The following is a 26,424-nucleotide window of genomic DNA, read 5'->3' on the forward strand; positions in this document are numbered from 1 at the left end:
AAAGGATTGCGAATCTTATTCTTCAGTAGCCGATTCGGCTTCCAGACGGGCGCGATCGGCCGCACCTTTGGCGCTGGTGTCGCGGTCGACCAGTTCGATGATCGCCATCGGAGCCATGTCGCCGTAACGGAAACCGGCCTTCAGGATGCGGACATAACCGCCCTGACGGTCCTTGTAGCGGGCGCCGAGCACTTCGAACAGTTTGGCCGTGTGCTGGTCCTGCTTCAGCTGCGCATCGGCCTGACGGCGGGCGTGCAGGTCGCCGCGTTTCGCCAGGGTGATCAGTTTTTCAACGATCGGGCGCAATTCCTTGGCTTTCGGCAGGGTCGTTTTGATCTGCTCGTGCTCGATCAGCGAGCCGGCCATGTTGGCGAAGAGCGCCTTGCGGTGCTCATGGGTACGGTTCAGACGGCGGTAACCGCGGGCGTGACGCATGATGATTCTCCTTTACGTCTTTTGCTTTGTCCGGCGACCCTGCGTGGGGGCCACTCTCCTTGGGGCGGAATGCCCGGTAGTGCCGGGGGCGGCAGAACGCCCCCGGAAACTCTGTCAGAACTGGTCGTCGAAGCGCTTCGCAACGTCTTCGATGTTTTCCGGCGGCCAGTCGACGACGTCCATGCCAAGATGCAGGCCCATGCCCGAAAGCACTTCCTTGATCTCGTTCAGAGACTTGCGGCCGAAGTTCGGGGTGCGGAGCATCTCGGCTTCGGTCTTCTGGATCAGGTCGCCGATATAGACGATGTTGTCGTTCTTCAGGCAGTTCGCCGAACGGACCGACAGTTCCAGCTCGTCGACTTTCTTCAGCAGGCGCGGATCGAATTCCAGGCCATCTTCGGCGTCCGAACGGGTCGCGGCTTCCGGCTCGTCGAAGTTGACGAAGACCGCCAGCTGGTCCTGAAGGATGCGGGCCGCATAGGCCACGGCGTCTTCCGGGGTCAGCGAACCGTCGGTCTCGACCTTCATGGTCAGCTTGTCATAGTCCAGCACCTGGCCCTCGCGCGTGGGCGTGACTTCATAGCTGACGCGCTTGACCGGCGAGAAGATCGCGTCGATCGGGATCAGACCGATGGGCGCATCCTCGGGACGGTTCTTGTCGGCGGCGACGTAACCCTTGCCCGAGGCAACGGTCAGCTCGACGTGAAGCTCGGCACCCTCGTCCAGGTGGCAGATGACATGGTCGCGGTTCAGGATCGTGATCCCGGCCGTTTCCTGGATGTCGCCAGCCTTGACCTCGCCCGGCCCCTTGGCCGAAAGCGTCAGGCGCTTGGGCGCGTCGACTTCCATTTTCAGCGTCACGCCCTTGAGGTTCAGGACGATGTCGGTGACGTCCTCGCGCACGCCGGGAACCGACGAAAATTCGTGCAGGACATTGTCGATCTGAACCGAAGTGATGGCCGCACCCTGCAGCGACGACAGCAGCACACGGCGCAGGGCGTTACCCAGCGTCAAGCCAAACCCGCGCTCAAGCGGTTCCGCCACGACGGTGGCGACACGGCTCGAATCAGCGCCCGGCTTGATTTCAAGCTGGGTCGGCTTGATGAGTTCAGCCCAATTCTTGTGGATCATGCGGTTGCCTCCATACCTGTTTCCAGCCCATGACCGGTGGCCGGAAACGCCCGAGGTTCAATGCGAAACCGCGCCCGCGCCGAAACTGGCGCGGAACGCGTTGTCAGTCGTCCGAATCAGACGCGGCGGCGCTTCGGCGGACGGCAGCCGTTGTGCGCGATCGGGGTCACGTCACGGATCGCCGTGATGTTGAAACCGACAGCAGCCAGCGCACGCAGCGCCGATTCACGGCCCGAGCCGGGACCCTGAACTTCGACTTCCAGCGTGCGGACGCCGTGTTCCTGGGCTTTCTTGCCAGCGTCCTCAGCGGCCATCTGGGCTGCATAAGGGGTCGACTTGCGCGAGCCCTTGAAACCCATGGTGCCAGCCGACGACCACGAGATCGCGTTGCCTTGCACGTCCGAGATCAGGATCTTGGTGTTGTTGAAGGACGAGTTCACATGCGCCACACCGGTGGCGATGTTCTTGCGTTCCTTACGCTTCATGCGGGTTTTATCGCGTGCCATTACCTCAGCCCCCTCTTACTTCTTCTTGCCGGCGATCGGTTTCGCCGGGCCCTTGCGAGTGCGGGCGTTGGTGTGGGTGCGCTGACCGCGAACCGGCAGGCCACGACGGTGACGCAGGCCGCGATACGAGCCCAGGTCCATCATGCGCTTGATGTTCATCTGCGTCTCACGGCGCAGGTCGCCTTCGACGGTCAGGTTGGCGTCGATGTATTCGCGGATCTGCAGAACTTCAGCGTCCGAGAGTTCGTTCACGCGACGGGTCGCTTCGATCCCGACGGCGGCGATGATCTCGTCGGCGAATTTCGGGCCGATCCCGTGGATATAGGTCAGAGCGATCGGGACACGTTTCCCGGTCGGAATGTTGACGCCAGCAATACGAGCCACGCGTTTTTCCTTCTTATGTTGCGATTCCGTAGCACCGGAACCTTTTTTCACAACCAAAGACCCGAAAGCGTCGCCTTCGGGCCTTCAACCGACCACCTGAAGCCAGGTGATTCTCATGCGAGATGCTGCGGATTAAGGGATTTGCAGCCTTTCGTCAACCCTTGGCCCCGTGGCCGTTCAGGACGGTGGCGACCGAGGCGGCGACTTCCTCAATCTCGGCCAGCCCGTCGACCGGGTGCAGGTTGCCCTTGCAATGGTAATACCCGATCAGCGGCGAGGTCTTCTTGTAGTATTCCATCAACCGGGTCTTGAGGCTGTCGGCATTGTCGTCGGCCCGGCGGCGCAGGTCGGTCGAACCACAAACATCGCAAACGCCCTCGACCTTGGTGGGCTTGGTCACGTCGTGATAGACCTCACCGCAATTGCCGCAGGTAAAGCGCCCCGAAATGCGCGAGACGAGCGCGGCGTCGTCGACCCGCATCTCGATCACGGCATCGATCGACTGGCCTTCGTCCTTCATCAGGTCTTCCAGCGCGTCGGCCTGGGCCAACGTCCGCGGAAAGCCGTCAAAGATGAAGCCCGCGCCACCCTGTTCCAGCTTTTCACGGATCAGCCCGATGACGATCTCGTCCGTGACCAACTCGCCCCGGTCCATGACCTTGGCGACCCGCTCTCCCATCTCGGTGCCCGAACTGCGGGCTTCGCGCAGCATATCGCCGGTCGAAAGCTGAACCAGCCCCCGCTCTTCGATCAGACGCCGGGCCTGGGTGCCTTTGCCGGCCCCTGGGGGGCCAAGCAGAATGATGTTGGTCGCCATATTCGTCCCTCTTCTGCCCGCTTCGGGGCTTGCTCCATTAGCGGCGGGCAGGTGCCTTCCGGGGGCGCGCCGCGCCCGTCTTCCCGCGCTTGCCCCGCAGCTGCGACTTCTCGATCAAACCTTCGTATTGATGGGCAAGCAAGTGGCTTTGCACCTGGTTGATCGTATCCATCACGACGCTGACGACGATCAGCACCGAGGTTCCGCCGAAGTAGAAGGGGATCGACAGCTGGTGGCGGATGATCTCGGGCAGAAGGCAGACGGCCGCCAGATAGGCCGCACCGATCACGAGCACGCGGCTGACGACATAGGTCAGGTAATCCTCGGTCCGCTTGCCGGGCCGGATGCCGGGGATGAAGCCGCCCTGGTTCTTCAGGTTCTCGGCCACGTCATCGGGTTTGAAGCTGACGTTGAACGTGTAGAAATAGGCGAAGAACACGATCATCGCGCAGAAGAAGATCAGGTACAGCGGCTGGCCGGGGCCGAAATACGCCAGGATCGTCGACATCACCGGACCGGTCTGGTTGCCCGAGAAGGTCGAGATCGTGACTGGCAGCAGCAGCAGCGAGGACGAGAAAATCGCCGGAATCACGCCTGCCGGGTTGACCTTGATCGGCAGGTGCGACGACTGGCCGTCATAGATCTTCATGCCAACCTGGCGGCGGGGATACTGGATGTGGATCTTGCGCAGCGCCCGTTCCATGAAGACCACGAAACCGATCACCGCGACCACCATGACGATCACGCCAAGGATCACCGGGGTCGAGATCGCGCCCGAACGGCCCTGCGCCAGGAACTGCGCCAGATGGCCCGGAATCTCGGCCACGATGCCGACGAAGATAATCAGCGAGATGCCGTTGCCGATGCCGCGGGCGGTGATCTGCTCGCCCAGCCACATCAGGAACATGGTGCCGCCGACCAGCGTGATCACGACCGAGGCACGGAAGAACATCCCCGGCTCATGTGCAAGGTTGCCGTGCTCAAGGCTGACCGCAAGGCCCCAGGCCTGGAACAGCGCCAGCGCCACGGTGCCATAGCGGGTATACTGGTTGATCTTCTTGCGGCCGGTCTCGCCCTCTTTCTTCAGCTGTTCCAGCGCGGGAACCATCGAGGCCAGAAGCTGGACGATGATCGAAGCCGAGATATAGGGCATGATGCCAAGCGCGAAGACGCCCATGCGCCCCAGGGCGCCGCCGGTGAACATCGACAGGATCCCCCCGATGCCGGCCTGCGCCTGGTCCATGAAGTTGCGCAGCGCCGCGCCGTCGATGCCAGGCACCGGGATATAGGTGCCGAGGCGGTAGATGATGAGAAGTCCTAGGGTGAACCAGATCCTCTGGCGCAGCTCGGTCGCCTTGCCGAGCGCGCCCCATGACAGGTTCGCGGCCATCTGTTCTGCGGCTGACGCCATACGTGTGCCCCTTCATGGCAGCGCCGCCGGATCGTTTCCCGATCCCGCGGCGCCTGGAAAACTTGACTGCTATTTATTGGGCGCGGGCGCGCCCTTCAACAGCTTATTCGGCCGCGGCTTCTTCTTTCACCGGACGCGTGACGGCGATCTTGCCGCCCGCCTTCTCGATCGCCTCGACAGCGGCTTTCGACGCACCGGCCACGGTCAGGTTCAGGGCGGCTTTCAGCTCGCCTTTCGCCAGGACGCGGACACCGTCCAGCTTGCGGCGGATGACACCGGCTGCAACCAGCGCGTCCTCGGTCACGTCAGCTTTCGCGTCCAGCTTGCCCGCGTCGACGAAGGCCTGCAGTTGGCCCAGGTTGACCACGGCGAATTCCAGACGATTCGGCTTGCTGAAGCCGCGCTTGGGCAGGCGGCGGTACAGCGGCATCTGGCCGCCTTCGTAACCGTTCAGCGCAACGCCCGAACGCGAGGTCTGGCCCTTGATACCACGGCCAGCGGTCTTGCCCTTGCCCGAGCCGGGACCGCGTGCAACGCGTTTCTTCTTGCGGCTGGCACCTTCGTTGTCGCGAAGTTCGTGAAGTTTCATATCGCTTCTCCTGAAGCCGGAAACGCCCCATGAAGCGTAAGGGGGCGGACACGGCATTTCTTGCTTGTTGAGTCGATGCCCAAAAGGGCACCGGCCGTCCTTATACATATCGGGCGAGGGCGTCAACAAATAGCCGCCACCGCCAAGTGGCCCCCTAGAACTCCAGCCACGTTCCGACCTTCACCGCCTCCTCATCCGGCCCCGAGATCGGCGTGATCAGGCCCAGTTCGATCTTGGCAGGACCGATCAGGTCATGGACCACGCTGGTCGCGATCTTGCTGGAGAAGCCGGTATCCTCGCGCTGCTCAAGCCGAAGCTGGTTGATGAACATGGTGCGGTCGGTCGCATGCAGGCCAAGGGTCAGGTCGGCCTTGCTGGTGACCTCGGCGGTCAGATAGTTGAAGGCGCTGGGTTCCAATTCCTGGAAGTCCTGCTCATCCTCGGTCGTGCCTGCGACCTTCACGCGCGTTTCAAGCGACATCCAGCCACCGTTCAGAACGCCGCCGAAACCCCTGCCCCAATCCGCCCCCGCCTGCCCTACGGGCATCAGGATCCCGTCGCGCTGGATCATGCCAAGACCCAGAGACAGCGCGAAACGGTTCTCTCCGATCGGCTCCAGCCCGTGCTGCAGCCAGAAAATCGCGCTCGTCTCGCCCACATTTGTATGGCCCAGTTCGAACCCCAGCGTCTCGCGCCCGGTCAAACCGTATTCGCCGTAAAGTCCGATATAGTTGTTTCCGTCCCGATCACGTTCATCCGACAGGGACAGGAACATCCCCTTTTCCGCGCGCGGCCAGGGTCCCGCAAGCGCGGGGGCGCAGGGCAGCAGCAGGATCAGGACGGCAAGACAACGGCCGGAACTGGGCATCGCGGGCTCCGCGCGGGATTGAACCCGGCGAGGGTAGCGGCCAAGAGGTTAGCGAAGGGTTAACGCCGCATCACCAACCCGAAATGAAACGCGCGCCGCGGATTTCTCCGGGCGCGCATTCCGAATTCACGGGCGGGCTGGGATCAGCCGCGCTCTTCGATGATGACGGCCAGATGCGGGATCTTGGCGACCATGCCGCGGACGGCCGGGGTATCTTCCAGCTCGCGGGTGCGGTTCATCTTGTTCAGGCCCAGGCCTTTCAGCGTCTCGCGCTGGATGGCCGGACGGCGGATCGGCGAACCGATCTGCTTGACGACGATGGTTTTAGCCATGTTGCCTCTCCTTACGCTTCGACAGCGGCTTCAGCCGGCTTGTCGTTCGAGGGCAGGATCTCAGCCACTTTCTTGCCACGACGCTGGGCGACGTTGCGGGGCGAGGCTTCCTTTTTCAGGCCGTCGATGGTGGCGCGGATCATGTTGTAGGGGTTTTGCGACCCCTGCGACTTCGCCACGACGTCCTGGACGCCCAGCATCTCGAACACGGCGCGCATCGGACCGCCGGCGATGATGCCGGTACCCGGAACGGCGGTCCGCATGATCACCTTGCCGGCGCCATGACGACCTTCGATGTCGTGATGCAGGGTGCGGCCGTCACGCAGCGGCACGCGAACCAGCGAGCGTTTCGCCTGTTCGGTTGCCTTGCGGATCGCCTCGGGGACCTCTTTGGCCTTGCCCTTGCCGAAGCCGACACGACCACGCTGATCGCCGACAACGACGAGAGCGGCGAAGCCGAAGCGCTTACCACCCTTGACGGTCTTCGAGACGCGGTTGATCGCGACCAGACGATCGGCGAATTCCGGGGTTTCTTCGCGCTCTTCGCGACGACCCCGACGGTTTTCACGTTCTGCCATATGGCATTCCTTTTTCAACTGGCGCGATCGGCGCCGTTAAATCCGATCCTGGTGGGCCAAAGGCAAGCCGATGGCCCCCGGATCATCGGGGCGGTGCGAACACCGCCCGCAGTTCTTAGAACTTCAGACCGCCTTCGCGGGCAGCGTCCGCAAGGGCCTTGATCTTGCCGTGGAACAGGAAGCCACCACGATCGAAGATGACCTCTTCGACGCCGGCTTTCTTCGCACGCTCTGCAATTGCAGCGCCGATCTTGGCCGCGACTTCCACGTTGTTCTTGCCGACAACGCCAAAGTCCTTTTCGAGCGACGAAGCCGAGGCCAGGGTGACCCCTTTCACGTCGTCGATGACTTGCACGCTGATGTTCTTGGAAGAACGGTGAACGGACAGGCGCGGACGACCGTCCGAGATTGCCCGCAGTTTGTTCCGCACGCGCAGGCGGCGCTTCAGGAACAGCTCTCTTTTGTTCAGTGCCATTTCTCGCGCCCCTTACTTCTTCTTGCCTTCCTTGCGGAAGACGACCTCACCCTTGTAGCGGATGCCTTTGCCCTTGTAGGGCTCGGGTTGCCGCCACTCGCGGATGTTTGCGGCGACTTGGCCGACCAGTTGCTGGTCGATGCCTTCCACCACGATTTCGGTCTGCTTCGGCGAGGAAATCGTCACACCTTCCGGCGTTTCGAAGTTCACGTCATGCGAGTAGCCCAGAGCCAGCTTCAGGGTTTTGCCCTGCATCGTGGCGCGGTAACCCACGCCCTGAATTTCCAGCTCTTTCTTGAAGCCCTGGCTCACGCCCACCGTCAGGTTCTCGACCATCGAGCGGGTCATGCCCCACTGTTGACGGGCACGCTTGGAAAGGCCCCGGGGGGTCACTTTCACGGCGCCGTCTTCCAGCGACAGGGTCACGTCATCGGTCGCGGTGAAGCTGCGGGTCCCTTTCGGGCCTTTGACTTCGATCGACTGACCTTTGATTTCTGCGGTCACGCCTTGCGGGAGGGCGACCGGTTTTTTACCAATCCGAGACATCTCTGCCCTCCTTTAGAACACGGTGCAGAGGACTTCGCCGCCAACATTGGCGTTGCGAGCCGCTGCGTCCGACATCACGCCTTTCGGCGTCGAGACGATGGAAACGCCCAGGCCGTTGCGGACCTGCGGGATTTCCTTGACCGAGGCATAAACCCGGCGACCGGGTTTGGACACACGCGCGAGTTCGCGAATGACCGGGGTGCCTTCATAGTACTTCAGGCTGATTTCCAGTTCGGCATGGCCGGACTCGGTGGTCACGCCTTCATAGCCACGGATGTAGCCTTCAGCTTTCAGCACATCCAGAACCCAGGCGCGAAGCTTGGAGGACGGCGTGCGGACGGTCGATTTGCCGCGCATCTGTGCGTTGCGGATGCGGGTCAGCATATCGCCGAGAGGATCGTTCATCGACATAATGCCCCCTTACCAGCTCGATTTGACCATGCCGGGGATCTGACCGAACGAGCCAAGCTCGCGCAGCATGATCCGCGACAGTTTCAGTTTACGGTAATACGCGTGCGGACGGCCGGTCAGTTGGCACCGGTTGTGCAGACGCGTAGCCGAGGAGTTGCGCGGCAGTTCAGCCAGTTTCAGGCTGGCCTTGAAGCGCTCTTCCATCGGGCGGGATTGATCGTGGATGACCTCGTTCAGGGCAGCGCGCTTCGCAGCGTACTTCTGAACCAGTTGCTCGCGCTTCTTCTCGCGCTCGACCATGGATTTTTTAGCCATATCTCTCTTACCTCCGCGATCAGCTGTTGAACGGCATGTTGAAATGCTTCAACAGCGACTTCGCTTCCGCGTCGGTCGGCGCGGTGGTGCAGATGATGATGTCCATCCCCAGAACTTCGTCGACCTTGTCGAAGTTGATTTCCGGGAACACGATGTGCTCTTTCAGGCCCATGGCATAGTTGCCGCGACCGTCGAAAGAGGTGCCTTTCACGCCGCGGAAGTCGCGGACGCGCGGCAGCGCGATGTTGATCAGGCGATCCAGGAATTCGTACATCCGGTCACCGCGCAGGGTGACTTTCGTGCCCAGCGGCATTTCTTCACGGACGCGGAAGCCTGCGATGGACTTCTTGGCATGGGTGATGACAGCCTTCTGACCCGCGATCAGCGAGAGCTCTTCAGCACCTTGCTTGACCTTTTTCGTGTCTTTCACGGCTTCGCCGATGCCCATGTTCAGGACGATCTTGTCCAGTTTGGGGATCTGCATGTCATTCTTGTAGCCGAACTCTTCCTTCATCGCAGCGCGAATGACTTCGCGGTACTGCGTTTTCAGACGCGGCATATAGGTTGCTTGGTCCAGCATCAGATCACGTCTCCCGTGGTCTTGGCGAAGCGGACTTTCTTGCCGTCTTCCTCGCGGAAGCCGACACGGGTCGCTTTGCCGTTCGCATCGATCAGCGACAGATTCGACAGGTCGATCGGCATGGCTTTCGCCACGCGGCCACCCTGCGAGGTCTGGGTCTGGCGGGTGTGACGGATGGCGACGTTGACGCCCTCAACCACGGCCTTGTTCGCTTTCGGGGAAACCGACTGGATCTCGCCCTGCTTGCCCTTGTCCTTGCCGGCCAGCACGACGACCTTGTCGCCCTTTTTCAGCTTGGCAGCCATTACAGCACCTCCGGCGCAAGCGAGATGATCTTCATGAAGTTCTTCGCACGCAGCTCACGAACGACCGGCCCGAAGATACGGGTACCGACCGGCTCGCCCTGGTTGTTCAGGATGACGGCGGCGTTGCGGTCAAAACGGATCGAGGTTCCGTCTTCACGCTTCACTTCTTTCGCGGTGCGCACGACGACGGCCTTGCGGACGTCACCTTTCTTCACGCGGCCGCGCGGAATGGCCTCCTTGACGGAGACGACAATGATGTCGCCCACCGACGCATAGCGACGGTGCGAACCACCCAGGACCTTGATGCACTGAACTCGGCGAGCGCCGGAGTTGTCAGCGACATCCAGATTGGTCTGCATCTGGATCATTGGATTACTCCCGACCTTTGGGGACCACGCGAAGCGGCCCCAGGGTTTCGATTAGACTGCAGCGTCGACCAGAACGGTCCAACGCTTGGTTTTCGAGATCGGCGCACATTCGATGATACGAACGGTGTCACCAACCTTGAACTGGTTCTCCGCGTCATGAGCGCGGTATTTCTTCGACGACCGCACGGTCTTGTGCAGCAGCGGATGCTTGAAGCGACGCTCGACCAGAACGGTGACGGTCTGTTCGTTCTTGTCGCTGACGACCTTGCCTTGCAGGATGCGTTTGGGCATGGACCTGGCTCCTTAGTTCGACGCCGCGGCTTCCGCCGCTTTCTGGTTCAGAATGGTTTTCACACGGGCGACGTCACGACGGACGGCACGCATGCGGGCGGTCGACTCGAGCTGGCCGGTGGCCTGCTGGAAGCGCAGGTTGAACGCTTCCTTCTTGAGCGAGAGCAGCTGTTCGCGCAGCTGTTCCGGCGTCTTTTCTTTCAGTTCCAGCGCTTTCATACGCCATTTCCTTTCAACATCACCGGAGAGCCCCTGCACGCAGGGCCACCCTGATTCCGGTGGAGTTTCATGATGAAGGCTTGCCCTTACGCGGAAATTCCCAGTCTGGCAAGGGAAAACTGTGAATTGCTGGGGAAACCGCGCCTCTGGGTCAGCGTGGGCGGAGAACCTCACCGCAGGAGCCGCCGTCCCAGAGGAAGGCAATTAGTCCCCAACAGAAAAAAGCCCCCCGCAAATCCCGGGGGGCCTTCATGATCTCATGGTAGCGAAAGACTTACCAGTCTTCGCGGGCCACGATGCGGGTCAGCACCGGCAGCTTGTTCGCACCCAGGCGCAGCGCTTCACGCGCGATCTCGTCGGACACGCCGTCGATCTCGAACATGATGCGGCCGGGATGGACGCGGGCCGCCCAGTAATCGACCGAGCCTTTACCTTTACCCATCCGCACTTCGGTCGGTTTCGAGGAAACCGGCACGTCCGGGAAAATCCGGATCCAGACCCGGCCCTGACGTTTCATGTGGCGGGTGATCGCGCGGCGGGCCGCTTCGATCTGGCGGGCAGTCACACGCTCCGGCTCAGTGGCCTTCAGGGCGAACGAGCCGAAGTTCAGGGCGAAACCGCCCTTGGCTTCGCCGTGGATCCGGCCCTTGTGCTGTTTGCGGAACTTGGTCCGTTTCGGTTGCAGCATCTCAACTCTCCTTAGCGCGCGTCGCGGTCACGACGCGGACCACGCGGAGCCGGACCGTCTTGCGCTTCGGTAGCGCGGCGGTCGCGGGCCTGCGGGTCATGCTCCATGATCTCGCCTTTGAAGATCCAGGTCTTCACACCGATGATCCCATAGGGGGTGGTCGCTTCCGACAGCGCATAGTCGATGTCGGCGCGCAGGGTGTGCAGCGGCACACGGCCTTCGCGGTACCATTCGGTGCGGGCGATCTCGGCGCCGCCAAGGCGGCCCGAAACGTTCACCCGGATACCCAGGGCACCCATGCGCATGGCGTTCTGCACGGCGCGCTTCATGGCGCGACGGAACGAAACGCGGCGCTCCAGCTGCTGAGCGATCGACTCGGCAACCAGCTGGGCGTCCAGTTCGGGTTTGCGGACTTCAACGATGTTGAGGTGCAGTTCCGAAGCGGTAAAGTTCGTCAGCTTCTTGCGCAGGGTTTCGATATCGGCGCCTTTTTTGCCGATGATGACACCCGGACGCGCGGCATAGATCGTGACGCGGCACTTCTTGTGCGGACGCTCGATGATGACGCGGCTGACGCCTGCCTGCTTGGCTTCGGTGTGGATGAAGTCGCGGATCTTCAGGTCTTCCAGCAACAGGTTGCCGTAGTCCTTGTCATCCGCATACCAACGGCTGTCCCAGGTGCGGTTGACCTGAAGACGCATCCCGATGGGGTTTACTTTCTGACCCATTACGCACGCTCCCCGGCTTCAATGGCCTCGACCTGACGCACCTTGATGGTGATTTCCGAAAACGGCTTCATGATCTTGCCGTAACGACCACGGGCGCGCGGACGACCGCGTTTCATGACCATGTTCTTTCCGACCCATGCCTCGGCGACGATCAGGTTGTCGACGTCCAGGTTATGGTTGTTTTCGGCGTTGGCGATGGCCGACTGAAGGCATTTCTTCACGTCGCCGGCGACGCGCTTGTGCGAGAAGGTCAGGTCGGCCAGGGCCTTGTCGACTTTCTTGCCGCGGATCAGCGCCGCCACCAGGTTCAGCTTCTGCGGCGAGGTGCGAAGCATTTTGGTTTTTGCAAACGCCTCGTTCTCCGCCACGCGGCGCGGATTTTGTTCCTTACCCATGACGATTACTTCCTCTTCGCTTTCTTGTCGGCGGCGTGACCGTAATAGGTCCGCGTCGGCGAGTATTCACCAAACTTCTGACCGATCATCTCCTCGGTCACGGCGACCGGGATATGCTTGTGGCCGTTGTAGACGCCGAAAGTCAGGCCGACAAACTGCGGCAGAATGGTCGAACGACGCGACCAGATCTTGATGACGTCGGACTTGCCAGCCTCGCGGGCTTTTTCCGCCTTGCGAAGCACGTATGCGTCGACAAAGGGGCCCTTCCAGATAGAACGTGCCATGGATTAGCGCCCCTTCTTCGCGTTACGCGACCGCAGGATGTATTTGTCGGTCGCTTTATTCGTGCGGGTCTTGTTACCCTTGGTGCCTTTGCCCCACGGAGTAACCGGATGACGACCGCCCGAAGTCCGGCCTTCACCACCACCATGCGGGTGGTCGATCGGGTTCATGGCGACACCGCGAACGCTCGGGCGGATGCCCTTGTGGCGGTTGCGGCCCGCTTTACCCAGGTTCTGGTTCGAGTGGTCCGAGTTCGACACGGCGCCGATGGTCGCCATGCATTCCTGGCGGACCAGGCGCAGCTCGCCCGAGGACAGACGGATCTGGGCATAGCCCCCGTCACGGCCGACGAACTGGGCATAGGTGCCTGCCGAACGGGCCAGCTGGCCGCCCTTGCCGGGCTTCAGCTCGACGTTGTGGACGATCGTGCCGATCGGCATGCCCGAGAAGGGCATCGCGTTGCCGGGCTTCACGTCGACCTTGGCGCCGGCGATCACCTTGTCACCGACAGCAAGACGCTGCGGAGCAATGATGTAGGCCTGTTCGCCGTCTTCGTATTTGATGAGCGCGATGAAAGCGGTGCGGTTGGGATCGTATTCGATCCGCTCGACCACAGCCGAAACATCGAACTTGGTGCGCTTGAAGTCGACGATGCGGTAAAGACGCTTCGCCCCGCCGCCCTTGCGGCGCATCGTAATCCGTCCGGTGTTGTTCCGGCCGCCGTTCTTGGTCAAACCCTCGGTGAGGGATTTGACCGGGCGCCCTTTCCAAAGCTCCGAACGGTCGATCAGAACCAGCCCACGCTGGCCAGGCGTCGTCGGTTTATACGACTTGAGTGCCATGCTTTCTGTCTTCCGTTGCTTTGGACCTGAGGTGGTCCGTTTCGTCAAAATACGACGGCCCCACTGGGGGGCCGTCGATTCGGTGGCTCTATATCAGAGACCGGTCGACACGTCGATGGTGTTGCCGGCTTCCAGCGTGACATAGGCTTTCTTCACGTCCGAACGGACGCCCGGACGGCCTTTGAAACGCTTGGTCTTGCCTTTGGTGATCGTGGTGTTGACCGCTTTCACCTTGACGTTGAACAGGGCTTCGACCGCTTGCTTGATCGAAGGCTTGTTCGCATCCTTGGCCACCTGGAAGACGAACGCGTTGGCTTCGCCAACCAGCGTCGCTTTCTCGGTGATCAGCGGCTTGACGATCACGTCGTAATGTTCGGGCTTCGTGGTCATTTCAGACGAGCCTCCAGAGCTTCGACACCGGCGCGCGTCAGCACGAGCGTGTCACGACGCAGGATGTCATAGACGTTGGCACCCATCGACGGCAGGACGTCCACGCCTTCGAGGTTGCGGGCGGCACGGGCGAAGTTTTCGTTCACTTCGGCACCGTCGATCACCAGAACGCGCTTCCAGCCATTTTCCTTGACCGCTTTGGCAACGGCTGCAGTTTTGGCGTCAGCGATGTTCAGGCTTTCCACGATGACCAGCTCACCCGCAGCGAATTTCGCCGACAGAGCGTGCTTCAGGCCAAGTGCGCGAACTTTCTTCGGCAAGTCGAACGCGTGCGAGCGCGGGGTCGGACCCTTGTACACGCCACCGTGACGGAAGGTCGGCGCCTTGCGGGAACCGTGGCGAGCGCCACCGGTGCCTTTTTGGCGGTAGATCTTCTTGGTCGAGTAGCTGACATCCGACTTGCCCAGGACCGAGTGGGTACCGGCTTGGGCTTTCGCACGCTGCCAGCGCACGACGCGGTGCAGCAGGTCGGCACGCGGCTCGAGCCCGAAGATGTCATCGCTCAGGTCGATGTCACCGGCTTTGCCGGCTTCGAGCGTGATCACATCGAGTTTCATCAGTTGTCTCCTTCCGGCGCAACGGCCTCGGCAGAGACCTGAGCCTCAGCGGCAGCCTTCGAACGGGTCGCAGCCGGGAAGACCGTGCTATCAGCCAGCGGCTTCTTCACGGCGTCCTTGATGGTGACCCAGCCACCTTTCGAGCCCGGAACCGAACCCTTGACCATGATCAGGCCACGGTCGGAATCGGTGCGAACGACTTGCAGGTTCTGCGTGGTGACGCGAACGGCACCCAGATGACCGGCCATCTTCTTACCTTTGAAGACTTTACCCGGATCCTGGCACTGGCCGGTCGAACCATGCGAGCGGTGCGAGATCGACACACCGTGCGAGGCGCGCAGACCACCGAAGTTGTGACGCTTCATCGCACCGGCAAAGCCTTTACCGATCGAGGTGCCGGCGATGTCGACGAACTGACCCGCGAAGTAGTGGTCGGCGATGATTTCCTCGCCCACTTCGATCAGGTTTTCTTCGGCAACGCGGAATTCCGCGATCTTGCGCTTGGGAGCGACATTGGCCTTCGCGAAGTGACCACGCAGGGCAGCGGTGGTGCGCTTGGCTTTCGCCTCGCCAGCACCCAGCTGCAGCGCGACATAGCCGTCTTTTTCGGCGGTGCGCTGAGCGACGACCTGCAGGTTGTCGACGTGAAGAACGGTGACGGGAACTTGACGCCCGTCTTCAAGGAACAGCCGGGTCATGCCCAGCTTCTTGGCGATTACACCAGTCCGCAGCATAATGGCCTCCTTACACCTTGATTTCGACATCAACGCCAGCGGCGAGGTCGAGCTTCATCAGGGCGTCAACGGTCTGAGGGGTCGGGTCGACGATATCCAGCAGGCGCTTGTGCGTGCGGATTTCCCACTGGTCGCGGGATTTCTTGTCGATGTGCGGACCGCGCAGAACGGTGAACTTCTCGATTTTGTTGGGCAGCGGAATCGGACCACGGACCTGAGCGCCGGTGCGCTTGGCGGTGTTCAGGATTTCCTGCGTGCTGGCGTCCAGAACGCGGTAATCGAACGCCTTGAGCCGGATGCGGATAGTCTGGCTTTGCATTATCGTCCCTCTTGCGGGGGTATTCAGTTGAGAGGCAGACGACACACCACGCGGCGCCTGCTTCGAACCGTTATTCCAAATTGGCAAGCCGGCGGGATAACCGCCGGTTCGCCTTTTGACAACCCCCGAATCGGCGGGTGCCAGGAATTATTTGGGTCGGGGGCGAAAGCGCCCCCTGCCCGTCCCGAATTACTTCAGGATTTTCGAGACGACGCCTGCGCCGACGGTGCGGCCGCCTTCACGGATGGCGAAGCGCAGCTTCTCTTCCATCGCGATCGGGGCGATCAGTTCGACTTCGAACTTCAGGTTGTCGCCCGGCATCACCATCTCGGTGCCTTCCGGCAGTTTCACGGTTCCGGTCACGTCGGTCGTGCGGAAGTAGAACTGCGGACGGTAGTTGCCGAAGAACGGCGTGTGACGGCCGCCTTCTTCCTTGGTCAGGATATAGGCTTCAGCCTCGAAGGTCGTGTGCGGCGTCACCGATTTCGGCTTCACCAGAACCTGACCGCGCTCGACGCCGTCACGGTCGATGCCGCGCAGCAGAACGCCGACGTTGTCGCCAGCTTCCCCACGGTCCAGCAGCTTGCGGAACATCTCGACGCCGGTGCAGGTGGTTTTCTTGGTGTCGCGGATGCCCACGATTTCCAGTTCGTCACCCACGTTGACAGCGCCACGCTCGATCCGGCCGGTCACAACCGTGCCGCGGCCCGAGATCGAGAACACGTCTTCGATCGGCAGCAGGAACGGCTGGTCGACGGCGCGCTCGGGCGTCGGGATGTAGCTGTCGACAGCGGCCAGAAGCTCGCGGATCGAGTTCTCGCCGATTTCCGGGTCGCGGCCTTCCAGAGCGGCCAGAGCCGAGCCCTTGATGATCGGAATGTCGTCGCCGGGATAGTCGTAGGACGACAGAAGCTCGCGAACTTCCATCTCGACCAGTTCCAGCAGTTCCGGGTCATCGACCTGGTCGACCTTGTTCAGGTAGACGACCATGTACGGAATGCCGACCTGACGGCCCAGCAGGATGTGCTCGCGCGTCTGCGGCATCGGGCCGTCGGCAGCGTTCACAACCAGGATCGCGCCGTCCATCTGCGCCGCACCCGTGATCATGTTCTTCACGTAGTCGGCGTGGCCGGGGCAGTCGACGTGCGCATAGTGACGCGCGTCCGACTCGTACTCAACGTGCGCGGTCGAGATCGTGATGCCGCGGGCGCGCTCTTCCGGGGCGCCGTCGATCTGGTCATAGGCCTTGAATTCACCAAAGTATTTGGTGATCGCAGCCGTCAGCGTCGTCTTGCCGTGGTCAACGTGACCGATCGTCCCGATGTTGACGTGCGGTTTCGTACGTTCAAACTTTGCCTTTGCCATAAGCAGGGCTCCTTGGATTCAGATGTTACGAGGAAAGGCGGGGCCTTGGCCCCGCCATCCCGATCAGGCGTATTTCTTCTGGATCTCGTCCGAGATGTTCTGCGGCACGGCCTCGTAATGGTCGAACTGCATCGAGAACACCGCGCGGCCCGAAGACATCGAGCGCAGGTTGTTGATGTAGCCGAACATGTTGGCCAGCGGCACGAAGGCGTCGATGACGTTGGCGTTGCCGCGCGAGTCCTGACCACGGACCATGCCACGACGGCTGGTCAGGTCGCCGATGATAGAACCGGTATATTCTTCCGGCGTCACGACTTCCACTTTCATGATCGGCTCAAGCAGTTTCGCACCGGCCTTGCGCAGACCTTCACGCATCGCGGCACGAGCCGCGATTTCGAAGGCCAGGACCGAGGAGTCGACGTCGTGGAAGGCACCGTCGGTCAGGGCGACTTTGAAGTCGATAACCGGGAAGCCTGCCAGCGGGCCCGAGTCCATGACGGACTTGATGCCTTTTTCGACACCGGGGATGTATTCCTTCGGAACCGCACCGCCCACGATCTTCGACTCGAACGAATAGCCTTCGCCCGGCTCGGTCGGGGTGATGGTCAGCTTCACGCGCGCGAACTGGCCGGTACCACCGGTCTGTTTCTTGTGCGTGTAGTCGATGTCGGCCGAGGTCGAGATCGTTTCACGGTAAGCCACCTGCGGCGCACCGATGTTCGCTTCGACCTTGAACTCGCGCTTCATCCGGTCGACCAGAATGTCGAGGTGAAGTTCGCCCATGCCCTTCATGATGGTCTGGCCCGACTCGATGTCGGTTTCGACGCGGAAGGACGGGTCTTCGGCCGACAGGCGCTGAAGGGCAAGGCCCATCTTTTCCTGGTCAGCTTTCGACTTCGGCTCGACGGCGATCTCGATCACCGGCTCGGGGAAGGTCATGGTTTCCAGAACAACCGGGTTGTTCGGATCACACAGCGTGTCGCCCGTGGTGGTGTCCTTCAGACCGGCCAGCGCGATGATGTCACCTGCAAAGGCTTCCTCGATCTCCTCGCGGTTGATCGAGTGCATCATCATCATCCGGCCAACGCGTTCGCGCTTGCCCTTGGTCGAGTTCATCATCTGGTCGCCTTTCTTCAGCACGCCCGAATACAGGCGGGTGAAGGTCAGCGAGCCGACGAAGGGGTCGTTCATGATCTTGAACGCGAGGCCCGAGAAGGGCTGCGCGTCATCGGCACGACGCTCGATATTCCGGGTCTCGGTCTCGTCGCCCGGCACGAAGCCCATATAGGCGGGCACGTCCAGCGGCGAAGGCAGGAAGTCGATCACGGAGTTCAGCAAAGGCTGAACGCCCTTGTTCTTGAACGACGAGCCAGCGGTCACCGGGAAGAAGGACAGCGACAGCGTACCTTTGCGGATCAGCTTGCGCAGCGTCTCCTCGTCGGGCTCGTTGCCTTCCAGGTAGGCTTCCATGGCGGTATCGTCTTGCTCGACGGCAAGCTCGATCATGTTGGCGCGCCACTCTTCAGCGACGTCCTGGAGTTCTTCACGGATCGGCTGACGGACCCAGCTTGCGCCAAGATCTTCGCCCTTCCAGACCCATTCTTCCATCTTGATCAGGTCGATGATGCCTTCCAGCTTGTCCTCGGCGCCGATCGGCAGAGCGATCGGGCACGGGATGCCGCCGGTACGGTCCTTGATCATCTTCACGCAGTTGAAGAAGTCAGCGCCGATCTTGTCCATCTTGTTGACGAACACGATCCGCGGAACCTTGTAGCGGTCGGCCTGGCGCCACACGGTCTCGGTCTGCGGTTCGACGCCGGCGTTGGCGTCGAGAAGGCAGATCGCACCGTCAAGCACGGCCAGCGAACGTTCGACTTCAATGGTGAAGTCGACGTGGCCGGGGGTGTCGATGATGTTGAAGCGGAACTTCGTGTCCGAGGTGCCTTCGGTGGACGGATCTTCCTGGCGCTGCCAGAAAGTGGTCGTCGCAGCCGAGGTAATGGTGATGCCCCGCTCCTGCTCCTGCTCCATCCAGTCCATGGTCGCGGCGCCGTCGTGGACTTCGCCGATCTTGTGGGACTTGCCGGTGTAGAAGAGGATGCGTTCCGTCGTCGTGGTCTTGCCCGCGTCGATGTGGGCCATGATCCCGAAGTTCCGGTAACGCTGGAGCGGATATTCCCGTGCCATGATGCTTTCCCTTACCAGCGATAGTGGCTGAACGCCTTGTTGGCGTCGGCCATCTTGTGAGTGTCTTCGCGCTTCTTCACCGCGGTGCCACGTCCGTTGACGGCATCCGACAGCTCGCCCGCGAGGCGCTCTTCCATGGTATGCTCGTTACGGTTCTTGGCCGCAGCGATCAGCCAGCGAATGGCCAGGGCTTCACGGCGGGTCGGACGAACCTCGACCGGAACCTGGTAGGTTGCACCACCGACGCGGCGCGAACGCACTTCGACGGAAGGCTTCACGTTGTCGAGGGCTTCGTGGAACACCTCGATCGGCTCGCGCTTCAGCTTGCCTTGAACGCGGTCAAGGGCGCTGTAGACGATGCGCTCGGCGGTCGACTTCTTGCCGTCGACCATCAGGTTGTTCATGAATTTGGTCAGCACGCGATCGCCAAATTTGGCGTCGGGCAGAACTTCGCGCTTTTCAGCGGCGTGACGACGGGACATCGATGTCTCTCCTTACTTCGGACGCTTCGCGCCGTACTTCGAACGGCGTTGACGACGATCTTTGACGCCCTGGGTATCCAGCACACCGCGCAGGATGTGGTAACGGACACCCGGAAGGTCTTTCACACGGCCGCCACGGATCAGCACGACGCTGTGCTCCTGGAGGTTGTGCTTTTCGCCCGGGATGTAGGAGATGACCTCGAAGCCATTCGTCAGACGCACCTTGGCGACTTTACGCATAGCGGAGTTCGGTTTCTTCGGCGTGGTGGTATAAACACGCGTACACACGCCGCGCTTCTGCGGGCACCCTTGCAGGTGCTGCGACTTCGAGCGCTGCACTTTCGGCTGCCGCGGCTTGCGGATCAGCTGTTGGATCGTCGGCATTCGGTTCCCCGTCTTGCTTTCGTCAATACTCGCAGCATAAGCTGCGCCACTTCTCGACAGCGTTCGCGCCCATCGCGAAACGCCACAGCCCACCACGTCCCCTGCGGGAGGATGGGTTCGATTCCAGAGGATCGGGGCTTGCGCCCGGATCTTGACCAAAAATAGGTTCTGGGCCCCGGACAGAAGTCTGCCGGGTGTGCGGCGTATAGGTGGAATCAGTGGCCGAGTCAACACTAGCCCCCGCCCCTGGCCCGCACGCCCTACTGTCCCCGGCGCGGCCGGTCGGCCCCCGTCGAGCCCAAGCCCCGCGCGCCCCGGTCAAGCGCTGCAAGATCGATGCGCAACCTGTCGGCCAGAAGTTCGGTCCACGCCACATCCTTCCCGTCCCAGGCATAGCCCGCACCGATCGCACCCGAGTCATTGTCGTGGTTCAGGAGGCGCACGAACATAACCTTTTCGGAAATCGAAACGCCGGGCATGGTCAGCCCAAGCCGGTTATGCGGGAAATGGATCGCACTGCGCGGGGCAGCCGCGCGCAGATAGATAGTCAGCCCGGCGGTCGCATTGAAGATCACCCGCCCCGACGCTTCCACAGGGGGCGAAGGTCCGCGAAATCGCGCCTCGCATCCTGAATATAGCCGATGGCAACCGCGTCGTCGTCATCCTGCCGGAAATGCGCGACAATATCGGCGTCCGGATCGACATGAGGGGCGATGGCAGCACGGCAGGCATCAAGATGCGCCTCCATCGGCGGGATCAGCGCCAGTCGGAACTGCGGGACAGAATCGCACAGCATGCGCAGACGCGACAGATAGGGTTCGGGCAGATCCGACCCGGTCATCAGGACCAGCGTGAAATCAGCGTCGGTCTGTGCGACCAGCCCCGGCAGAGTGACGTTCTCGAACCAGAACCAGCGCCGCTTCAACCGGGCCGCGTCGTACAGAAAGGTCCGCCGCTCGACCAGCGTGTCATGCGCCACCTGAAATCCACGCCCGCCCAAGTATGAAAACCGGCATAGGCCCAGCATCTGGACGCGCGTCACACCCTTCTGCCCAATTGGCGTTCGCGCAGGATCGAATAGATCCCGGCCCCTACGACCAGAATCGACCCGGCCCAGGTCCACAGATCCGGCCATTCGCCGAAGAAGATCAGCCCCAGAAGGATCGCCCAGATGAGCGAGGTGTAGCGGAAGGGTGCGACGAACGCGATCTCGCCCACCCGCATGGTCGCGACCGCGCTGTGATAGCCGACGGTCAGGAAGACGGCGGCCAGCAGCAGCAGCCCGCATTCATCGGCACGCGGAAACCGCCAGCTCTCCTCCAGCCCGCCGATGAAACCCGAGACGGTGACTGTCATTGCCGCGTAAAAGGCGATCGTCGTCGTGCCGATCGCGGCGGAAAACACGCGGGTCGACAGATCGCGCACGACGATCAGCAGCATCGAGGCCAGCGCGGCCGCCGACCAAAGGTCAAAGGCCCCGCCCCCGGGTCGAAGGATCAGCAACACCCCCACAAAACCGACGCCGATCGCGGCAAGCCGCCGCCAACCCAGTCTTTCGCGAAAGACCAACGCCGCCGCCAGCGTGACCGCCAGGGGCAGCGATTGCATGATCGCGGAAATGTCGGCCAGCGCCATTTCCCGCAAGGCCAGCAGGTACAGCACGGTCGAAACGATATCCGCGCCCGTTCGCAGTACCAGCGGCAGGCGGTCGCCCGGCGGGATCGACAACCGGATGCGCTTTCCCTGGAAGCGCGCGACCATCAGCATGAAGGCCAGCACCACACAGCCTCGCATCGCGACGGATTGATACAGGGGAAATTCCTGGGTCACCGCCTTCATGATGGTGTCGTTGCAGGCAAAGGCGGCCATGCTTGTCGCCATCAGCAGCACGCCGCGCAGGTTGTCGGCCATTTCGGTCGGAATATCGGATTTCTTCAGCGAAGCGGGGCCAAGTCGTCGGTTGGGCGATAGGAATGGCGTGCGCATGATGGCTCCGGTGCGTCCCCGCCAAGGGATATTGAAGGCCTGGATGAAAATCCAGCATTCACGCCGGCGCGTCCGGAACTTCCTGTCAAAGCGTCGCAGCCGGGCCTCAGAAAAGCGAAAGGCCCGGTCATCGACCGGGCCTTTGCTGGTTTCGTGAAGGGCTGGATCAGCCCTCGCCACCCGCCGAAGCCGGAGCTTCCTCGGGCGCGATCAGCGCGGCTGCCGCTTCGGCCTCGGCGCGACGCGCCTCGATCACGGCATTGTCGCGCTCGGTCGCGATACGCTTCACGCGCGAGGTCGCGCCACCGGTGCCCGCCGGGATCAGGCGGCCGACGATGACGTTTTCCTTCAGCCCGACCAGTTTGTCGCGCTTGCCTTGAACGGCGGCCTCGGTCAGCACGCGGGTCGTTTCCTGGAACGATGCGGCCGAGATGAAGCTGCGGGTCTGCAGCGATGCCTTGGTAATGCCCAAGAGCACCGGCTCGCCCGAGGCCGGACGGCCCCCCTTGGCTTCGATCTTGGCGTTCTCTTCCTCGAACTCGTCGCGGTCGACATGCTCGCCCTTCAGCAGCGTGGTATCGCCGCTGTCGAGGATCTCGATCTTCTGCAGCATCTGGCGAACGATCACCTCGATGTGCTTGTCGTTGATCTTCACGCCCTGCAGTCGATAGACGTCCTGCACTTCGTCGATGAGGTAGTCGGCCAAAGCCTCGATCCCCATGATGCGCAGGATGTCATGCGGCGCCGGGTTGCCGTCCATGATGTAGTCGCCCTTCTGCACGAAGTCACCCTCGTGCACCGGGATGTGCTTGCCTTTCGGCACCATGTATTCGACGGCTTCCAGCGTGTCGTCTGCCGGCTCGATCGAGATGCGGCGCTTGTTCTTGTAGTCCTTGCCGAAGCGCACATAGCCGTCGAGTTCGGCGATGATTGCGTGATCCTTGGGACGACGGGCCTCGAACAGTTCCGCCACGCGGGGAAGACCCCCGGTGATGTCCTTGGTCTTGGCGCCTTCGCGCGGGATACGCGCAACCACGTCACCGGCCTTGATCTCCTGCCCGTCTTCGACCGACAGAACCGCATCGACCGACATCGGATAGGTGACCGGGTTGCCCTGCTCGTTGCGGACCGGCTCGCCATCCTGATCGACGATGATGATCTCGGGCTTCAGTTCGTTGCCTTTCGGCGCCGAACGCCAATCGGTCACGATCTTCTGCGTCATACCCGTCGCATCGTCGGTCTCGTCGCGGACCGAAAGGCCCGAAAGGAGGTCGACATACCTTGCGATACCCGCCTTCTCGGCGATGATCGGCAGGGTATAGGGGTCCCATTCGAACATCTTCTGGCCACGCGCCACCGGATCGCCGTCGCGGACGAACAGCTTCGAGCCGTAGAACAGCTTGTGGTTCGACAGAACTTCGCCCTGAGCATTCTTGATGTTCAGCTGCATGTTCCGGCTCATGACGATCAACTCGCCATTCGCGTTTTCCAGCGTGCTCTCGTTCTCGTAGGCGACGACGCCTTCCTGCGCGGCGGCGATGAAGGACTGCTGACCACCCTGGGCGATACCGCCGATGTGGAAGGTCCGCATCGTCAGCTGCGTGCCCGGTTCACCGATCGACTGCGCGGCGATGATGCCGACAGCCTCGCCGATGTTCACCAGGGTGCCGCGGGCAAGGTCGCGACCATAGCACAGCGCGCAGATGCCGTCCTCGGACTCGCAGGTCAGCGCCGAGCGGATGCGGACCGTCTGGACGCCGGCCTGCTCGATCTCGTCCGCCTTGCGTTCGTCGATCAGCTCGTTCTTGCGGACGATGACCACGTCCTCGCCCGGAACCAGCACGTCCTCGGCAGCGGTCCGGCCCAGCACACGCTCGGAAAGCGGGCTGACGACTTCGCCATCGTTGACCGCGGCCGAGGCCGTGATCGCATGCTCGGTGCCGCAGTCATGGTCGCGGATGATGCAGTCCTGCGCCACGTCGACGAGGCGGCGGGTCAGGTAACCCGAGTTCGCCGTCTTCAAAGCGGTGTCGGACAGACCCTTCCGCGCGCCGTGGGTCGAGTTGAAGTATTCAAGAACGGTCAGACCTTCCTTGAAGTTCGAGATGATCGGCGTCTCGATGATCTCGCCGTTCGGCTTGGCCATCAGGCCGCGCATCCCGCCCAGCTGCTTCATCTGGCTGACCGAACCCCGGGCGCCCGAGTGGGCCATCATGTAGACCGAGTTCGGTTCCAGCTCTGCGCCCTTCTCGTCCTTCTTGGTGGCCGAGATGGTTTTCATCATCGCGTCGGTGACCTTGTCGTTACACTTCGACCAGGCATCGACGACCTTGTTGTACTTCTCGCCCTGGGTGATCAGGCCGTCCAGATATTGCTGTTCGAACTGTTTCACCTGGTCCTGGGTCTCTTCGACCAGATCCCATTTCGTCGGCGGGACCACCATGTCGTCCTTGCCGAACGAGATGCCGGCACGGAAGGCTTCGCGGAAGCCCAGGCCCATGATCTGGTCACAGAAGATCACCGATTCCTTCTGGCCGCAGTAGCGGTAGACGGTGTCGATGACATTCTGGATGTCTTTCTTGCGCAGCAGGCGGTTGACCAGCTCGAAGGGCGCTTTCGCGTTCTTCGGCAGCAGCGAACCCAGACGCAGACGGCCCGGCGTGGTCTCGAAGCGGGTGATCACTTCGTTGCCGTTCTCGTCGATCTGCGGCAGGCGGGCCTTGATCCTGGCGTGCAGGTGCACCGCGCCCGAGGCCAGAGCGTGCTCGACCTCTTCAAGGTTTGCAAAGGCCATGCCTTCGCCCTTCATGCCGACGCGTTCCATGGTCGTGTAATACAGACCAAGGACCATGTCCTGCGAAGGAACGATGATTGGCGCGCCGTTGGCGGGCGACAGGACGTTGTTCGTCGACATCATCAGGACGCGCGCTTCCAGCTGCGCTTCCAGCGACAGCGGGACGTGAACGGCCATCTGGTCGCCGTCGAAGTCGGCGTTGAAGGCCGAACAGACCAGCGGGTGAAGCTGGATCGCCTTGCCTTCGATCAGGATCGGCTCGAACGCCTGGATGCCAAGACGGTGCAGCGTGGGCGCGCGGTTCAGCAGAACCGGGTGCTCGCGGATGACCTCGTCAAGGATGTCCCAGACCTCGGGGCGCTCTTTCTCGACCAGCTTCTTCGCCTGCTTGACGGTGCTGGACAGCCCTTTCGCCTCAAGACGCGAATAGATGAACGGCTTGAACAGCTCGAGCGCCATCTTCTTCGGCAGGCCGCACTGGTGCAGCTTCAGCTCGGGGCCGGTCACGATGACCGAACGGCCCGAGAAGTCGACGCGCTTGCCCAGAAGGTTCTGACGGAAGCGGCCCTGCTTGCCTTTTAGCATGTCCGACAGCGACTTCAGCGGGCGCTTGTTGTTCCCGGTGATGACGCGGCCGCGACGGCCGTTGTCGAACAGCGCATCGACCGACTCTTGCAGCATCCGCTTTTCGTTGCGGACGATGATGTCGGGCGCACGCAGCTCGATCAGGCGCTTCAGGCGGTTGTTCCGGTTGATGACCCGGCGATACAGGTCGTTCAGGTCCGAAGTCGCGAAGCGGCCGCCATCCAGCGGAACCAGCGGGCGCAGTTCCGGCGGAATGACCGGAATCACGGTCAGGACCATCCATTCCGGACGGTTGCCGGATTCAAGGAAGCTTTCGACGATTTTCAGCCGCTTGATGATCTTCTTCGGCTTCAGCTCGCCAGTCGCCTCTTTCAGCTCCTCACGAAGCTGCTCGGCAGTGGCGGCCAAGTCGATATTGGCCAGCATTTCGCGGATCGCTTCGGCGCCGATATTGGCGGTGAAGGCGTCGGCGCCGTACTGGTCCTGCGCGTCCAGGTATTCTTCCTCGGTCAGGAGCTGGCCATAGGACAGGTCCGTCAGACCGGGCTCGATCACGACGTAGTTTTCGAAATACAGGATGCGCTCAAGATCGCGCAGCGTCATGTCGAGCATCAGGCCGATGCGCGACGGCAGCGACTTGAGGAACCAGATATGCGCGACCGGGGCGGCCAGCTCGATATGGCCCATGCGCTCGCGGCGGACCTTTTGCAGGGTCACTTCCACGCCGCATTTCTCGCAGACGAGGCCGCGATATTTCATGCGCTTGTATTTGCCGCACAGGCATTCGTAGTCCTTGATCGGGCCAAAGATACGCGCGCAGAACAGGCCGTCACGCTCGGGCTTGAACGTACGGTAGTTGATGGTTTCGGGCTTCTTCACCTCGCCATAGGACCAGGCGAGGATTTCCTCGGGCGAAGCCAGAGAGATCTTGATTTCGTCGAACTGGCGCGGTTGGGCCAGCGGATTCAGGGGATTGGTGGCGAGTTCCTGGTTCATTTTCAAATCCTAATGAGTGGCGCGGGGGATGAGGGAAAGGTGGGCAGACCCACCTTGCCGGCTCCCGTCGGGTGGGGTCGTTGCCCCAC

The 26,424-nt window shown here is 61.9% G+C and carries 34 protein-coding genes and 1 pseudogene; all 35 read right to left on the reverse strand.

Annotated elements, in window-relative coordinates; translation table 11 throughout:
* Nucleotides 1–15 precede the first annotated feature (15 nt).
* The 35 genes and pseudogenes from rplQ to rpoC all read right to left on the reverse strand — a co-directional run bounded on the left by rplQ (nucleotide 16) and on the right by rpoC (nucleotide 26,335).
* Nucleotides 16–435, reverse strand: coding sequence for a 50S ribosomal protein L17 (gene rplQ, locus RM190_RS01115; protein WP_311757544.1), 420 nt, complete (start codon nucleotides 433–435; stop codon nucleotides 16–18).
* A 114-nt stretch (nucleotides 436–549) separates the two neighbouring features.
* Nucleotides 550–1,566 carry a DNA-directed RNA polymerase subunit alpha gene (locus RM190_RS01120; RefSeq protein WP_311757545.1) on the reverse strand — a complete coding sequence of 339 codons (1,017 nt, stop codon included), beginning with the start codon at nucleotides 1,564–1,566 and terminating at the stop codon, nucleotides 550–552.
* A 116-nt stretch (nucleotides 1,567–1,682) separates the two neighbouring features.
* Complete coding sequence (gene rpsK / locus RM190_RS01125; protein WP_167622718.1) at nucleotides 1,683–2,072, reverse strand: 30S ribosomal protein S11; 390 nt, start codon at nucleotides 2,070–2,072, stop codon at nucleotides 1,683–1,685.
* 15 nt (nucleotides 2,073–2,087) lie between these two features.
* Entirely contained in the window at nucleotides 2,088–2,456 is a 369-nt protein-coding gene (gene rpsM, locus RM190_RS01130; protein WP_311757546.1) for a 30S ribosomal protein S13, read from the reverse strand.
* 154 nt (nucleotides 2,457–2,610) lie between these two features.
* A complete protein-coding gene (locus tag RM190_RS01135) occupies nucleotides 2,611–3,273 on the reverse strand; it encodes an adenylate kinase (protein WP_311757547.1) in 663 nt (220 codons plus the stop codon).
* 37 nt (nucleotides 3,274–3,310) lie between these two features.
* On the reverse strand, nucleotides 3,311–4,684 hold the full coding sequence (gene secY / locus RM190_RS01140) for a preprotein translocase subunit SecY (protein WP_311757548.1): 1,374 nt from the start codon (nucleotides 4,682–4,684) through the stop codon (nucleotides 3,311–3,313).
* 103 nt (nucleotides 4,685–4,787) lie between these two features.
* Nucleotides 4,788–5,273, reverse strand: a complete 486-nt coding sequence (gene rplO / locus RM190_RS01145) for a 50S ribosomal protein L15 (RefSeq protein ID WP_311757549.1) — start codon at nucleotides 5,271–5,273, stop codon at nucleotides 4,788–4,790.
* A gap of 154 nt (nucleotides 5,274–5,427) precedes the next feature.
* Nucleotides 5,428–6,141 carry a hypothetical protein gene (locus RM190_RS01150; protein ID WP_311757550.1) on the reverse strand — a complete coding sequence of 238 codons (714 nt, stop codon included), beginning with the start codon at nucleotides 6,139–6,141 and terminating at the stop codon, nucleotides 5,428–5,430.
* A 143-nt stretch (nucleotides 6,142–6,284) separates the two neighbouring features.
* A complete protein-coding gene (gene rpmD / locus RM190_RS01155) occupies nucleotides 6,285–6,473 on the reverse strand; it encodes a 50S ribosomal protein L30 (protein WP_011747117.1) in 189 nt (62 codons plus the stop codon).
* An 11-nt stretch (nucleotides 6,474–6,484) separates the two neighbouring features.
* Complete coding sequence (gene rpsE, locus RM190_RS01160) at nucleotides 6,485–7,051, reverse strand: 30S ribosomal protein S5 (RefSeq protein WP_311757551.1); 567 nt, start codon at nucleotides 7,049–7,051, stop codon at nucleotides 6,485–6,487.
* Nucleotides 7,052–7,166: 115 nt separating this feature from the next.
* Nucleotides 7,167–7,526, reverse strand: a complete 360-nt coding sequence (gene rplR / locus RM190_RS01165; protein ID WP_311757552.1) for a 50S ribosomal protein L18 — start codon at nucleotides 7,524–7,526, stop codon at nucleotides 7,167–7,169.
* A 12-nt stretch (nucleotides 7,527–7,538) separates the two neighbouring features.
* Nucleotides 7,539–8,072 carry a 50S ribosomal protein L6 gene (gene rplF, locus RM190_RS01170; protein WP_311757553.1) on the reverse strand — a complete coding sequence of 178 codons (534 nt, stop codon included), beginning with the start codon at nucleotides 8,070–8,072 and terminating at the stop codon, nucleotides 7,539–7,541.
* A gap of 12 nt (nucleotides 8,073–8,084) precedes the next feature.
* Complete coding sequence (rpsH, locus tag RM190_RS01175; RefSeq protein WP_311757554.1) at nucleotides 8,085–8,483, reverse strand: 30S ribosomal protein S8; 399 nt, start codon at nucleotides 8,481–8,483, stop codon at nucleotides 8,085–8,087.
* 9 nt (nucleotides 8,484–8,492) lie between these two features.
* Nucleotides 8,493–8,798 carry a 30S ribosomal protein S14 gene (gene rpsN, locus RM190_RS01180; protein ID WP_311757555.1) on the reverse strand — a complete coding sequence of 102 codons (306 nt, stop codon included), beginning with the start codon at nucleotides 8,796–8,798 and terminating at the stop codon, nucleotides 8,493–8,495.
* Nucleotides 8,799–8,817: 19 nt separating this feature from the next.
* Complete coding sequence (rplE, locus tag RM190_RS01185; protein ID WP_311757556.1) at nucleotides 8,818–9,378, reverse strand: 50S ribosomal protein L5; 561 nt, start codon at nucleotides 9,376–9,378, stop codon at nucleotides 8,818–8,820.
* Nucleotides 9,378–9,683 carry a 50S ribosomal protein L24 gene (rplX, locus tag RM190_RS01190; protein ID WP_311757557.1) on the reverse strand — a complete coding sequence of 102 codons (306 nt, stop codon included), beginning with the start codon at nucleotides 9,681–9,683 and terminating at the stop codon, nucleotides 9,378–9,380. Before rplX ends, rplE begins: the two co-directional genes overlap by 1 nt.
* Nucleotides 9,683–10,051: a 50S ribosomal protein L14 gene (gene rplN, locus RM190_RS01195; RefSeq protein ID WP_010400243.1), complete on the reverse strand. Its 369-nt coding sequence runs from the start codon at nucleotides 10,049–10,051 to the stop codon at nucleotides 9,683–9,685. The genes rplX and rplN overlap by 1 nt, the downstream gene beginning before the upstream one ends.
* A 51-nt stretch (nucleotides 10,052–10,102) precedes the next feature.
* On the reverse strand, nucleotides 10,103–10,342 hold the full coding sequence (gene rpsQ / locus RM190_RS01200; protein WP_311757558.1) for a 30S ribosomal protein S17: 240 nt from the start codon (nucleotides 10,340–10,342) through the stop codon (nucleotides 10,103–10,105).
* 12 nt (nucleotides 10,343–10,354) lie between these two features.
* Nucleotides 10,355–10,561 (reverse strand): 50S ribosomal protein L29, encoded by a 207-nt coding sequence (gene rpmC / locus RM190_RS01205; RefSeq protein WP_311757559.1) that lies wholly within the window; start codon nucleotides 10,559–10,561, stop codon nucleotides 10,355–10,357.
* A gap of 274 nt (nucleotides 10,562–10,835) precedes the next feature.
* Nucleotides 10,836–11,249, reverse strand: coding sequence for a 50S ribosomal protein L16 (gene rplP, locus RM190_RS01210; protein ID WP_134680210.1), 414 nt, complete (start codon nucleotides 11,247–11,249; stop codon nucleotides 10,836–10,838).
* 11 nt (nucleotides 11,250–11,260) lie between these two features.
* Nucleotides 11,261–11,977, reverse strand: coding sequence for a 30S ribosomal protein S3 (gene rpsC / locus RM190_RS01215; protein ID WP_311757560.1), 717 nt, complete (start codon nucleotides 11,975–11,977; stop codon nucleotides 11,261–11,263).
* A complete protein-coding gene (gene rplV / locus RM190_RS01220; protein ID WP_311757561.1) occupies nucleotides 11,977–12,372 on the reverse strand; it encodes a 50S ribosomal protein L22 in 396 nt (131 codons plus the stop codon). The genes rpsC and rplV overlap by 1 nt, the downstream gene beginning before the upstream one ends.
* 5 nt (nucleotides 12,373–12,377) lie before the next feature.
* Nucleotides 12,378–12,656, reverse strand: coding sequence for a 30S ribosomal protein S19 (gene rpsS, locus RM190_RS01225; RefSeq protein ID WP_017999558.1), 279 nt, complete (start codon nucleotides 12,654–12,656; stop codon nucleotides 12,378–12,380).
* A gap of 3 nt (nucleotides 12,657–12,659) precedes the next feature.
* The gene (gene rplB / locus RM190_RS01230; protein ID WP_311757810.1) at nucleotides 12,660–13,496 is read right to left on the reverse strand and encodes a 50S ribosomal protein L2; all 837 of its coding nucleotides are present in this window, start codon (nucleotides 13,494–13,496) and stop codon (nucleotides 12,660–12,662) included.
* 93 nt (nucleotides 13,497–13,589) lie between these two features.
* Entirely contained in the window at nucleotides 13,590–13,886 is a 297-nt protein-coding gene (locus RM190_RS01235) for a 50S ribosomal protein L23 (protein WP_155038759.1), read from the reverse strand.
* Entirely contained in the window at nucleotides 13,883–14,503 is a 621-nt protein-coding gene (rplD, locus tag RM190_RS01240) for a 50S ribosomal protein L4 (protein ID WP_311757562.1), read from the reverse strand. The genes RM190_RS01235 and rplD overlap by 4 nt, the downstream gene beginning before the upstream one ends.
* Nucleotides 14,503–15,234 (reverse strand): 50S ribosomal protein L3, encoded by a 732-nt coding sequence (gene rplC / locus RM190_RS01245; RefSeq protein WP_311757811.1) that lies wholly within the window; start codon nucleotides 15,232–15,234, stop codon nucleotides 14,503–14,505. Before rplC ends, rplD begins: the two co-directional genes overlap by 1 nt.
* Nucleotides 15,235–15,247: 13 nt before the next feature.
* On the reverse strand, nucleotides 15,248–15,556 hold the full coding sequence (gene rpsJ / locus RM190_RS01250; RefSeq protein WP_311757563.1) for a 30S ribosomal protein S10: 309 nt from the start codon (nucleotides 15,554–15,556) through the stop codon (nucleotides 15,248–15,250).
* A gap of 189 nt (nucleotides 15,557–15,745) precedes the next feature.
* Nucleotides 15,746–16,921 (reverse strand): elongation factor Tu, encoded by a 1,176-nt coding sequence (gene tuf / locus RM190_RS01255; RefSeq protein WP_311757564.1) that lies wholly within the window; start codon nucleotides 16,919–16,921, stop codon nucleotides 15,746–15,748.
* 63 nt (nucleotides 16,922–16,984) lie between these two features.
* Nucleotides 16,985–19,108, reverse strand: coding sequence for an elongation factor G (fusA, locus tag RM190_RS01260; protein WP_311757565.1), 2,124 nt, complete (start codon nucleotides 19,106–19,108; stop codon nucleotides 16,985–16,987).
* An 11-nt stretch (nucleotides 19,109–19,119) separates the two neighbouring features.
* Nucleotides 19,120–19,590, reverse strand: coding sequence for a 30S ribosomal protein S7 (gene rpsG, locus RM190_RS01265; protein ID WP_311757566.1), 471 nt, complete (start codon nucleotides 19,588–19,590; stop codon nucleotides 19,120–19,122).
* A gap of 12 nt (nucleotides 19,591–19,602) precedes the next feature.
* Nucleotides 19,603–19,974 (reverse strand): 30S ribosomal protein S12, encoded by a 372-nt coding sequence (gene rpsL / locus RM190_RS01270; RefSeq protein ID WP_022705687.1) that lies wholly within the window; start codon nucleotides 19,972–19,974, stop codon nucleotides 19,603–19,605.
* Between the two features lie 260 nt (nucleotides 19,975–20,234).
* Nucleotides 20,235–21,109 (reverse strand): annotated as a pseudogene (locus RM190_RS01275) (glycosyltransferase).
* On the reverse strand, nucleotides 21,013–21,960 hold the full coding sequence (locus RM190_RS01280; protein ID WP_311757567.1) for a DMT family transporter: 948 nt from the start codon (nucleotides 21,958–21,960) through the stop codon (nucleotides 21,013–21,015). Before RM190_RS01280 ends, RM190_RS01275 begins: the two are co-directional and overlap by 97 nt.
* A gap of 166 nt (nucleotides 21,961–22,126) precedes the next feature.
* The gene (gene rpoC, locus RM190_RS01285; RefSeq protein ID WP_311757568.1) at nucleotides 22,127–26,335 is read right to left on the reverse strand and encodes a DNA-directed RNA polymerase subunit beta'; all 4,209 of its coding nucleotides are present in this window, start codon (nucleotides 26,333–26,335) and stop codon (nucleotides 22,127–22,129) included.
* Between the last annotated feature and the right edge of the window lie 89 nt (nucleotides 26,336–26,424).

It is taken from the genome of Paracoccus broussonetiae (assembly GCF_031854425.1).
GTDB classification, from domain to species: Bacteria; Pseudomonadota; Alphaproteobacteria; order Rhodobacterales; family Rhodobacteraceae; genus Paracoccus; species Paracoccus broussonetiae.

Coding starts and splice junctions, on each gene's coding strand:
- rplQ (WP_311757544.1), bottom strand. CDS start 435: ATGCGTCACGCCCGCGGTTACCGCCGTCTGAACCGTACCCATGAGCAC.
- RM190_RS01120 (WP_311757545.1), bottom strand. CDS start 1,566: ATGATCCACAAGAATTGGGCTGAACTCATCAAGCCGACCCAGCTTGAA.
- rpsK (WP_167622718.1), bottom strand. CDS start 2,072: ATGGCACGCGATAAAACCCGCATGAAGCGTAAGGAACGCAAGAACATC.
- RM190_RS01135 (WP_311757547.1), bottom strand. CDS start 3,273: ATGGCGACCAACATCATTCTGCTTGGCCCCCCAGGGGCCGGCAAAGGC.
- secY (WP_311757548.1), bottom strand. CDS start 4,684: ATGGCGTCAGCCGCAGAACAGATGGCCGCGAACCTGTCATGGGGCGCG.
- rplO (WP_311757549.1), bottom strand. CDS start 5,273: ATGAAACTTCACGAACTTCGCGACAACGAAGGTGCCAGCCGCAAGAAG.
- RM190_RS01150 (WP_311757550.1), bottom strand. CDS start 6,141: ATGCCCAGTTCCGGCCGTTGTCTTGCCGTCCTGATCCTGCTGCTGCCC.
- rpmD (WP_011747117.1), bottom strand. CDS start 6,473: ATGGCTAAAACCATCGTCGTCAAGCAGATCGGTTCGCCGATCCGCCGT.
- rpsE (WP_311757551.1), bottom strand. CDS start 7,051: ATGGCAGAACGTGAAAACCGTCGGGGTCGTCGCGAAGAGCGCGAAGAA.
- rplR (WP_311757552.1), bottom strand. CDS start 7,526: ATGGCACTGAACAAAAGAGAGCTGTTCCTGAAGCGCCGCCTGCGCGTG.
- rplF (WP_311757553.1), bottom strand. CDS start 8,072: ATGTCTCGGATTGGTAAAAAACCGGTCGCCCTCCCGCAAGGCGTGACC.
- rpsH (WP_311757554.1), bottom strand. CDS start 8,483: ATGTCGATGAACGATCCTCTCGGCGATATGCTGACCCGCATCCGCAAC.
- rpsN (WP_311757555.1), bottom strand. CDS start 8,798: ATGGCTAAAAAATCCATGGTCGAGCGCGAGAAGAAGCGCGAGCAACTG.
- rplE (WP_311757556.1), bottom strand. CDS start 9,378: ATGCTGGACCAAGCAACCTATATGCCGCGTCTGAAAACGCAGTACCGC.
- rplX (WP_311757557.1), bottom strand. CDS start 9,683: ATGGCTGCCAAGCTGAAAAAGGGCGACAAGGTCGTCGTGCTGGCCGGC.
- rplN (WP_010400243.1), bottom strand. CDS start 10,051: ATGATCCAGATGCAGACCAATCTGGATGTCGCTGACAACTCCGGCGCT.
- rpsQ (WP_311757558.1), bottom strand. CDS start 10,342: ATGCCCAAACGCATCCTGCAAGGCAAGGTCGTCAGCGACAAGAACGAA.
- rpmC (WP_311757559.1), bottom strand. CDS start 10,561: ATGAAAGCGCTGGAACTGAAAGAAAAGACGCCGGAACAGCTGCGCGAA.
- rplP (WP_134680210.1), bottom strand. CDS start 11,249: ATGCTGCAACCGAAACGGACCAAGTTCCGCAAACAGCACAAGGGCCGG.
- rpsC (WP_311757560.1), bottom strand. CDS start 11,977: ATGGGTCAGAAAGTAAACCCCATCGGGATGCGTCTTCAGGTCAACCGC.
- rplV (WP_311757561.1), bottom strand. CDS start 12,372: ATGGGTAAGGAACAAAATCCGCGCCGCGTGGCGGAGAACGAGGCGTTT.
- rpsS (WP_017999558.1), bottom strand. CDS start 12,656: ATGGCACGTTCTATCTGGAAGGGCCCCTTTGTCGACGCATACGTGCTT.
- rplB (WP_311757810.1), bottom strand. CDS start 13,496: ATGGCACTCAAGTCGTATAAACCGACGACGCCTGGCCAGCGTGGGCTG.
- RM190_RS01235 (WP_155038759.1), bottom strand. CDS start 13,886: ATGACCACGAAGCCCGAACATTACGACGTGATCGTCAAGCCGCTGATC.
- rplD (WP_311757562.1), bottom strand. CDS start 14,503: ATGAAACTCGATGTGATCACGCTCGAAGCCGGCAAAGCCGGTGACATC.
- rpsJ (WP_311757563.1), bottom strand. CDS start 15,556: ATGCAAAGCCAGACTATCCGCATCCGGCTCAAGGCGTTCGATTACCGC.
- tuf (WP_311757564.1), bottom strand. CDS start 16,921: ATGGCAAAGGCAAAGTTTGAACGTACGAAACCGCACGTCAACATCGGG.
- fusA (WP_311757565.1), bottom strand. CDS start 19,108: ATGGCACGGGAATATCCGCTCCAGCGTTACCGGAACTTCGGGATCATG.
- rpsG (WP_311757566.1), bottom strand. CDS start 19,590: ATGTCCCGTCGTCACGCCGCTGAAAAGCGCGAAGTTCTGCCCGACGCC.
- rpsL (WP_022705687.1), bottom strand. CDS start 19,974: ATGCCGACGATCCAACAGCTGATCCGCAAGCCGCGGCAGCCGAAAGTG.
- RM190_RS01280 (WP_311757567.1), bottom strand. CDS start 21,960: ATGCGCACGCCATTCCTATCGCCCAACCGACGACTTGGCCCCGCTTCG.
- rpoC (WP_311757568.1), bottom strand. CDS start 26,335: ATGAACCAGGAACTCGCCACCAATCCCCTGAATCCGCTGGCCCAACCG.